The organism is Streptomyces griseorubiginosus, assembly GCF_017614965.1.
GTDB classification, from domain to species: Bacteria; Actinomycetota; Actinomycetes; order Streptomycetales; family Streptomycetaceae; genus Streptomyces; species Streptomyces griseorubiginosus_B.
Genome location: NZ_WVUG01000529.1, coordinates 1 through 3,148, shown reverse-complemented (window position 1 = coordinate 3,148; position 3,148 = coordinate 1). Strand labels below are relative to the sequence as shown.

The 3,148-nt window shown below is 71.3% G+C and carries 4 protein-coding genes; 1 reads left to right on the top strand and 3 read right to left on the bottom strand.

Annotated features, from left to right (window positions below; genetic code table 11):
- The 3 genes from GRC12_RS43145 to GRC12_RS43135 form a co-directional block, all read right to left on the bottom strand.
- Positions 1-887 (bottom strand): oxygenase MpaB family protein (locus GRC12_RS43145; protein ID WP_208785898.1); only part of this gene is annotated, 887 nt, incomplete at its 3' end.
- A gap of 9 nt (positions 888-896) precedes the next feature.
- Positions 897-2,075: an acyl-CoA dehydrogenase family protein gene (locus GRC12_RS43140; protein ID WP_208785897.1), complete on the bottom strand. Its 1,179-nt coding sequence runs from the start codon at positions 2,073-2,075 to the stop codon at positions 897-899.
- Positions 2,076-2,211: 136 nt separating this feature from the next.
- The gene (locus GRC12_RS43135; RefSeq protein ID WP_133048427.1) at positions 2,212-2,586 is read right to left on the bottom strand and encodes a ferredoxin; all 375 of its coding nucleotides are present in this window, start codon (positions 2,584-2,586) and stop codon (positions 2,212-2,214) included.
- Positions 2,587-2,686: 100 nt separating this feature from the next.
- Here GRC12_RS43135 and GRC12_RS43130 point away from each other — a divergent pair, with 100 nt between their 5' ends.
- Positions 2,687-3,046 carry a DUF6479 family protein gene (locus GRC12_RS43130; protein WP_208785896.1) on the top strand — a complete coding sequence of 120 codons (360 nt, stop codon included), beginning with the start codon at positions 2,687-2,689 and terminating at the stop codon, positions 3,044-3,046.
- The last annotated feature ends 102 nt before the right edge of the window (positions 3,047-3,148 follow it).

Below are 3,148 nucleotides of genomic sequence, written 5' to 3'. Positions count from 1 at the left end.
GTACGGTTCGCCCCACCCACCCCTGGCTCGTCCAGTATGGCCAGCTGTCGTCCGAGTTTGTACGGTGCGGGGCGCGCGCCCGGGCCGAGGCGTGCCATGGCCCGCAGGATGTGTTTGGGCGGGAGTTGCCAGCGCACACGTGCGGGAACGCAGCGCAGCAGGGTGCCCGTGGCACGCAGGCGCAGGGTGACGGTGGCGGGTTTCGGGGCCGGTCTGCCGTACAGCTCGTGGGCGTACGGCGGCAGGGCGGCGTACGCCAGGTGCGCCACGCGCCGCCACAGCACCTCGCGCGCCGGGACGAGAAGGGGATGCGTCGGGGGGCGGAGAAGGAAGTCGTCCACTTCGCGTGCCTCGGGTCCGACGGCGAGCTCGGGCCGGACCTTCTCGAAGTAGGCGTTCATCTCTTGCTGGTTGGCGGGTACGGCGTCGGGGGCGAGGCCCACCAGGCGGGCGCTCGCCCGGTGTTCGCCGATGTAGCGGTCGGCCTCGGCGTCGGTGAGCCGGAACCCGGAACGGCGCAGGACCTGCAGATAGGAGTCGATCTCGGCGCAGTGCACCCACAGCAGCAGCGCGGGTTCGTCGACGCCGTACCGCTCACCGGTGTCCGGGTCGGTGGCCGACAGCATGCTGTGGATCTTGCGGACGCGGGCGCCCGCGCGTTCGGCGGCCTCGGTGGTGCCGTAGGTCGTCGTACCGACGAAGTCGGCCGTCCGCATCAGCCGGCCCCAGGCGTCCTTGCGGAAGTCCGAGTTCTGCATGACGCCGCGCACCGCGCGCGGGTGCAGGGCCTGGAGGTACAGCGCGCGGATGCCGGCGACCCACATCATGGGGTCGCCGTGCATCTGCCAGGTCACGGAGTTCGGGGTGAACAGCCCGGGATCGCCCATGACCGCAGGCTAACGCCGTACGCGCGGCATCCCCAGGCCGATCCACGAGATGATCTCCCGCTGGATCTCGTTGTTGCCGCCGCCGAAGGTGAAGATGACCGCCGAGCGGTAGCCGCGCTCCAGTTCGCCGTGCAGGACCGCGCCCACCGAGCCCTCCTTCAGCTCACCGGCAGCGCCGACGATCTCCATCAGCCAGGCGTAGGCGTCGCGGCGGGCCTCGGAGCCGTAGACCTTGACCGCGGAGGCGTCCTGCGGGGTGAGGGTGCCGTTCTGGACGGCGTTGACCATCTGCCAGTTGAGGAGCTTCATCGCGTCCAGCCTGGTGTGCGTCCGGGCCAGGCGGCGACGCACCCAGGGCAGGTCGACGACGCGGCGGCCGTCGGCGAGCTTGGTCTCCATGGCCCAGCGCTGCACGTCGTGCAGGGCGCGGATGGCCATGGTGCCGTGGGCGGCGAGGGTGACGCGCTCGTGGTTGAGCTGGTTGGTGATCAGCCGCCAGCCCTGGTTCTCGGCGCCGACCCGGCGGGAGACGGGCACGCGGATGTTCTCGTAGTAGCTGGCGGTGGTGTCGTGCGAGGCGAGGGTGGTGATGACGGTGCAGGAGTAGCCGGGGTCGGTGGTCGGCACCAGCAGCATGGTGATGCCCTTGTGCGGCGGGGCGTCCGGGTCGGTGCGGGTGGCCAGCCACACCCAGTCCGCGGTGTCGCCGTTGGTCGTCCAGATCTTCTGTCCGTTGACCACGTACTCGTCGCCGTCACGAACGGCGCGCGTCTTCAGTGATGCGAGGTCCGTGCCCGCGTCGGGCTCGCTGTAGCCGATGGCGAAGTCGATCTCGCCGGAGAGCACCTTGGGCAGGAAGTAGGCCTTCTGCTCGTCCGTGCCGAACTGCATGATCGTCGGGCCGACCGTGTTCAGGGCCATCAGCGGCAGCGGGACGCCCGCCTGGGCGGCCTCGTCGAAGAAGATGAACTGCTCCATCGCCGTGAGGCCCCGCCCGCCGTATTCCTTGGGCCAGCCGACCCCGAGCCAGCCGTCCGAGCCGAGGCGGCGGATGGTCTCGCGGTAGAAGCGCTTCTGGGCGGCCGGGTCGCCGTGCCGGGCGTAGGCGTTGTCGGGCACCAGGTCGGCGAAGTACGAGCGCAGTTCGGTGCGCAGCCGCTGCTGCTCGGGCGTGTATTCGAGGTGCACGGCGCCTCCAGGCCTCCCAGTCCGGTCCTGACGGCGCACACCGTAGAACGTGTTCCAGAAATTGGGAATGCCGAGGACCGGGCCCGTGCCCGAGCGCCTGCCGCCGAGCCGACCGCGCGGCGGGTCGTGGGGCGGGTCAGTTCAGCGTGGCGAGGAAGTCCGTGCACGCCTGCGCGCACTCCCGGCAGGCCTTCGCGCCGTCCTGGCCGCCGGGGTAGCCGTCGAAGACATGAGCGGCCTCCAGGCACACGGTGCGGCACCATTCCACCTGTATGCGCATGCCGGCCTCGTCGAGCCGGTTCTGCTCCGACAGGACACGGCAGGTCGCGTCGCACACCTCCGCGCACATGATGCCCTTGCGTCGTACGAGTTCCTGCTGTTCCGTCCCGTCCGGGTCCACCAGGCTGGCGCGCAGGGCACACGAGCGTGCGCACTCGGTGCACGCCTGCGCGCAGGCGAAGCGGTCCTCCAGGAACCGGAAGAGCTCCTCTTGTGTCGTCGTCGTTGTCACACCGTGCGGGTAGCCGGTGCCCTGCGCGTCAAACACGGTGCCGGGGGGCGCTTTCGCAGGTGAGTCGGTTCATGGCGGAGGTCGTGGGTACCCGCGTGCCATGACCAACGCATCGATGGACATCGCCGCGAGCAGCGCCGCCGCCATGGGGCTGATCGCGGCCGGAGTGGTGATCGTGCTGGTGCTGATCGGCGCCTTCGTCCTGGGTGCCCGCGTCCGGCGCCGCGAGCCCGCGCCGCCGAAGCCGAACGAGCAGCCCCGGGTGCCGGACGGGGGTCCGGTGCGCGAGGTGCAGGAGAACCGCGAGCCCGACGAGGTGCCCCGCGGTGACCGGCGGCTGACCCCGCACGAGCTGCCGAACCACGGCAACTCCCCGTCCCGGCCGGCCTCCTCGCAGGAGCGGCCGCGCTGGAGCGAGGGCAGCAGCGGTTCGTTCGGCAGTGGCGGCCCGGGCGGCTGACCCCGGCGCCCCCGCATGCCCACCGGGAGGACCGGCACCCCCGCATGCCCACCGGGAGGACGGCACCCCCGCACGCCCGAGGGAGGAAGCGAGAGCCATGAC

Coding starts and splice junctions, on each gene's coding strand:
- GRC12_RS43130 (WP_208785896.1), top strand. CDS start 2,687: ATGACCAACGCATCGATGGACATCGCCGCGAGCAGCGCCGCCGCCATG.